This is a genomic window from Rhodococcus sp. YH1, from assembly GCF_009939605.1.
In the GTDB taxonomy this organism is placed as follows: Bacteria; Actinomycetota; Actinomycetes; order Mycobacteriales; family Mycobacteriaceae; genus Rhodococcus; species Rhodococcus aetherivorans.
Genome location: NZ_WVTE01000161.1, coordinates 1 through 3,086, shown reverse-complemented (window position 1 = coordinate 3,086; position 3,086 = coordinate 1). Strand labels below are relative to the sequence as shown.

4 protein-coding genes are annotated in these 3,086 nt (G+C 69.1%); 1 reads left to right on the top strand and 3 read right to left on the bottom strand.

Going from position 1 to position 3,086, the window contains the following annotated elements; translation table 11 throughout:
- Positions 1-33: 33 nt before the first annotated feature.
- A complete protein-coding gene (locus AIIKEEIJ_RS13260; RefSeq protein WP_006932747.1) occupies positions 34-1,458 on the bottom strand; it encodes an FAD-binding oxidoreductase in 1,425 nt (474 codons plus the stop codon).
- Between the two features lie 206 nt (positions 1,459-1,664).
- Between AIIKEEIJ_RS13260 and AIIKEEIJ_RS13255 the strand changes: the two genes are divergently transcribed.
- Positions 1,665-2,087, top strand: coding sequence for a GtrA family protein (locus AIIKEEIJ_RS13255; RefSeq protein WP_006932748.1), 423 nt, complete (start codon positions 1,665-1,667; stop codon positions 2,085-2,087).
- Between the two features lie 77 nt (positions 2,088-2,164).
- Here AIIKEEIJ_RS13255 and AIIKEEIJ_RS13250 read toward each other — a convergent pair whose 3' ends face one another.
- Together AIIKEEIJ_RS13250 and AIIKEEIJ_RS13245 are read right to left on the bottom strand one after the other, a co-directional pair.
- Entirely contained in the window at positions 2,165-2,650 is a 486-nt protein-coding gene (locus tag AIIKEEIJ_RS13250) for a GtrA family protein (RefSeq protein ID WP_006932750.1), read from the bottom strand.
- A partial coding sequence (locus tag AIIKEEIJ_RS13245; protein WP_161995836.1) for a dTDP-4-dehydrorhamnose 3,5-epimerase family protein occupies positions 2,647-3,086 on the bottom strand: 440 nt, incomplete at its 5' end. The genes AIIKEEIJ_RS13250 and AIIKEEIJ_RS13245, both read right to left, overlap by 4 nt.

The following is a 3,086-nucleotide window of genomic DNA, read 5'->3' as shown; positions in this document are numbered from 1 at the left end:
GCAGGGTCTGGGGGTTGCCGACGGCGTTGATCATCAGTGGAGTTCCAACCTTCTGGACATATCGGAGGCGAACACGTTGGTGGGATCGACCGAGCGGCGGATCTTGATCCATTCGCCGATGCGCGGGTACATCGCGTGGAACGTCTCGGCGGAGGTGCGCGAATCCTTGGCGGTGTAGAGGCGGCCGCCGAATTCGAGGACGCGGCGGTCGAGTTCGCGGACGAACTCGTTCAGGCCCGCCTTGATGGGGAAGTCGACGCAGATGTTCCACCCCGGGATCGGGAAGCTCAGCGGCGCCTTGTTGCCCGGGCCGAACAGCTTGAAGACGTTGAGGAACGAGTAGTGCCCCGACTTCTGGATGTCGACGATGATCCTCTTGAACTCCTCGACGGCCTCCGTGGGCACCACGAACTGGTACTGCAGGAAGCCGTTCGAACCGTAGGCGCGGTTCCACTCACCGAACATGTCGAGCGGGTGGTAGAACTGCGTCAGATTCTGGACCTTGCCGCGGTAGGTGCCGGACTTGCGGTACCACAGCTCGCCGACGGCGCTGAAGGTGTACTTGTTGGCCAGGCCGTTCGGGAAGATGTCCGGGAACGTCAGCAGCGTCGGCGCGTCGAACTTCAGCGGGTTCTTCTGCAGCTTCTTCGGCAGCTGGTCGAGCTTCGCGAGCGAACCGCGGGAGACCGCCGCGCGGCCGAGCTTCGGCGGCGGTGCGACCGCGTCGAACCAGGCGCTCGAGTAGTCGTAGTTCGCCTCGCTGCCGTCGCTGTGCAGCGCGATCGTCTCGTCGAGGGTGCTGGTGACGTCGCCGTCGGCGATGAAGTACGCCGTCTCGGTGGGCGTCATCTCGATCGTGGCGCGCAGGATGATGCCGGTCAGGCCCATGCCGCCGACCGTCGCCCAGAACAGCTTGGAGTTGCGACCGTTCGGGGTGAGGGTGCGCACCTGGCCGTCGGCCGTGAGCAGGTCCATCGACCGGACGTGGTTGCCGAAGCTGCCGGCGCTGTGGTGGTTCTTGCCGTGGATGTCCGCGCCGATGGCGCCGCCCACGGTCACCTGCCGGGTGCCCGGCAGCACCGGCACCCACAGGCCGAACGGCAGCGCCGCGCGCATCAACTGGTCCAGGTTGGCGCCCGCGTCGACGGTGACCAGACGCGATTCGCGGTCGATCGTGTGAATCCGGTCCAGCGCCGTCATGTCGACGACGAGCCCGCCCGCGTTCTGCGCCGGGTCACCGTACGAGCGGCCGAGGCCGCGGGCGATGACACCGCGGCGCAGATGCGACGGCTTGGACTCGTTCTGCTCCGCGACCCGGGCGACCGCCTGCGCGATCACCTCGACGTCGGGAGTGGACAGCACCTCCGCGGTGGTCGGGGCGGTGCGCCCCCAGCCGGTCAGAGTGCGGGTCTGGGTGGGGAGCGGCGCGGCGGCCGGCTCTGCAGCTGTCGTGGACATCGCCGTACAGGTTACCCGCCGGTCGCAGCAGCGAGAGTGTGTCGGTGGCGACGTCCCCGCCCCGGCGTCCGGATTGCCGGAACCGTCCCGGTGCGTTCCGTCGCGGAGCGGGAGCGCTCGCGCCGCTCGCATAGGCTGTCGCCGTGTCCGAGCACCCGCAGCACCCGCACTGGCAGACGCAACCGGAGCACCACGCCCCCCTGCCGGTGGAGATCCCCCTCACCGACAGCACCGCCGACGAGGCGCTCGACCTGAAGACGCAGATCGTGCGGTTCGTCCTCACCGGCGGGCTGTCCGCGATCGTGGACTTCGGTCTCTACGTGCTGCTGCTGGCCGTGGGGCTGCACGTCAATGTCGCGAAGTCGCTGTCGTTCGTCGCCGGCACCACCACCGCGTACCTGATCAACCGGCGCTGGACCTTCAGGGCGGAACCGAGCCGGGCCCGGTTCGTCGCGGTGGTGATCCTGTACGCCGTCACCTACGCCGTGCAGGTCGGCATCAACTACGTGCTGTACGACGCGCTGCCCGCCGAGTGGTGGCGCGTGCCGCTCGCATTCGTCGTCGCGCAGGGCACGGCCACCGTGATCAACTTCGTGGTGCAGCGCGCCGTGATCTTCCGCCTGCGCTGATCGGTCGGCCGTGGGGGGCGAGCGAATGTATCGCTCACCTCCGTGGTCCGACGAAATGGTCCATTCGCTCGGGTCGCTCAGTCGTGCTTGGCGCGGCGGAAGGAGAAGTCCCGGTAGCCGAAGAAGCTCGCCGTCGCGGTCACGAAGGTGATCACGATCTGCGCGGGGATCGGGGGGAATCCGAGGACGGACACCGCCAGCGTCATGAGCGCGAGGTTCAGCAGGAACGCGCTCAGGTTGACGGTCACGAACCGCCACAGGTCACGCAGGAAGTGACCGCGCACGCGGAACACGAGGTAGCGGTAGGTGGAGAAGGCGCACAGCACATTGGAGGCGTAGCCCGCCACGATCGCGACGTGGTAGCCGAGGGTGTCGCCGACGGCGAGCTGCCACACGATGAACCAAGCGGTGCCCAGCGCGGTGTTGAAGGCCCCCACCAGCAGGAACGCCACGGCCTGGTTCTTGAACAGGCGCATGAGCGGGCCCGGCGCCCCCGACATCCCGCCGGGTGCGCCGGCGGGTTCGGTGACGGGATCGGGGGAGGGCACCGGCTGCGCGCTCACCCGAGGTACCGCGGCAGCGACCCGGCCGCGACGGCGTCGGCCAGCGAGGGGGCCGCCCGGTCCTTGTCGGAGAGCTGGTAGTGCAGCAGTTGCCCGTCGCGGCCGGTGGTGGGCCAGTCGATGCCGATCTGCGGGTCGAGGGGGTCGATCTCGTGTTCGCGGTCGGGGTTGTAGCCGGTCGAGCACAGGTAGACGACGGTCGAGCCGTCGGCCAGGGAACAGAAGGCGTGGCCGAGGCCCTCGGGGAGGAAGATCGCGCGGCGGTCGACGTCGTCGAGCAGCACCGCGTCCCACTGCCCGAAGGTGGGCGAGCCGACGCGCAGGTCGACGACGACGTCGAGCACCGCGCCGGCCGGGCAGGTGACGTACTTGGCCTGCCCGGGGGGGACGTCGGCGTAGTGGATGCCGCGCAGCACCCCGGCGGCGGAGACCGAGC

Bases quoted from the DNA above. Each gene is read 5' to 3' on its own strand.
- AIIKEEIJ_RS13260 (WP_006932747.1), bottom strand. From the start codon at position 1,458: ATGTCCACGACAGCTGCAGAGCCGGCCGCCGCGCCGCTCCCCACCCAG.